Annotated in this window: 1 protein-coding gene; it reads left to right on the plus strand. The window is 61.6% G+C overall.

The genetic code is table 11. The features are described 5' to 3' along the window. Positions 1–244 precede the first annotated feature (244 nt). Positions 245–1,063: hypothetical protein (locus ACFRAM_RS28735; RefSeq protein WP_379470444.1), on the plus strand; the 819-nt coding region annotated here is incomplete at its 3' end.

Genomic DNA, 1,063 nt, shown 5'->3' on the forward strand with positions numbered 1-1,063 from the left:
CCTTCTTGTTGCAGAGCCACACCTCGGAGGTGAGCCCTTGCTATCTCACATTGGAAGCTGGACGTTGGTGGCAGCCCCGTGACGTGCTCGTTGGTTCCGTCAACGATCGGCTAACAGACGAACTCGCCCACGCGCCATTAACATGCCGACGCAGTGCACCAGCCCGGAAGGAGGTCGGTCGAGGGCATGGTGTGCAATAGATTCCAACATTGCACACCACGCATTCGGAGTGGCAAAATGCAGTATGAACCTGAGTAGGCGCGAGATTGTCATCCTTCGGGCGCTGCGCCGATCTGCGGAACCGCTAAGTGGTCGAACCATTGCTGGCATCGCCGGGGTGGCACCCAATACGGCCAACCGCTCGCTGAAGAAGTTGCAGGTCCAAGAGTTGGTCGCCTCGGTGAAGGACGGGCGCGCGGTCTTGTGGACTTCAGGCCCCGGCGTGACGGGGCTGGCGGAGTTCGAGGAGTCGACGCAGAAGCGCACCGCGCTTGTGGTCACCGCTGTCGAACTCGAGCACGCAGAGGTCCGAAAACGCTTGGTGAACCCGCGGCGTACCCGCGCGGGTGGTATCCCGATGGTGTACGGCGAAGTACCAGGTGATCACATCATCTGGAGTGTGTATCTAGCTCGGGCCGGGATGGGGAATGCGACGTCCGCGGCATTGGTGGGGGTCGCCGCGGGGGAGTTGCACGCGAACCTCGTCGCGTTCGTCGGCACGGCAGCGGGTTTGAAACCGTCGGACCAGCGTCATCTCGATGTCGTGGTCGCGAGCCGGATTCATAATCCGCATTCCGGCAAACAGGTTTCCTCGGAGTCCGGTTCGACACTTCTCGGTCGTGATCGGTCCTACTCCGTGCCCGAGCCGCTGCTCGCGGTGGTGCACGCATGCATTGCAGACAGTGAGTGGACAACCGCGCCGGGAAGCGAGCATTACGATCCTGGACATTCACATGCGTTCGTCGCCCCGATCGTGTCGGTCGATGCTGTACAGACCGATCCGAATAGTCCTGTGGCCGAGACGATTCGTACCCGCTTTCAAGACGCCGCCGCCTTGGACATG

It is taken from the genome of Paenibacillus sp. NPDC056722, from assembly GCF_042790635.1.
GTDB lineage: Bacteria > Bacillota > Bacilli > Paenibacillales > Paenibacillaceae > Paenibacillus_AQ > Paenibacillus_AQ agri.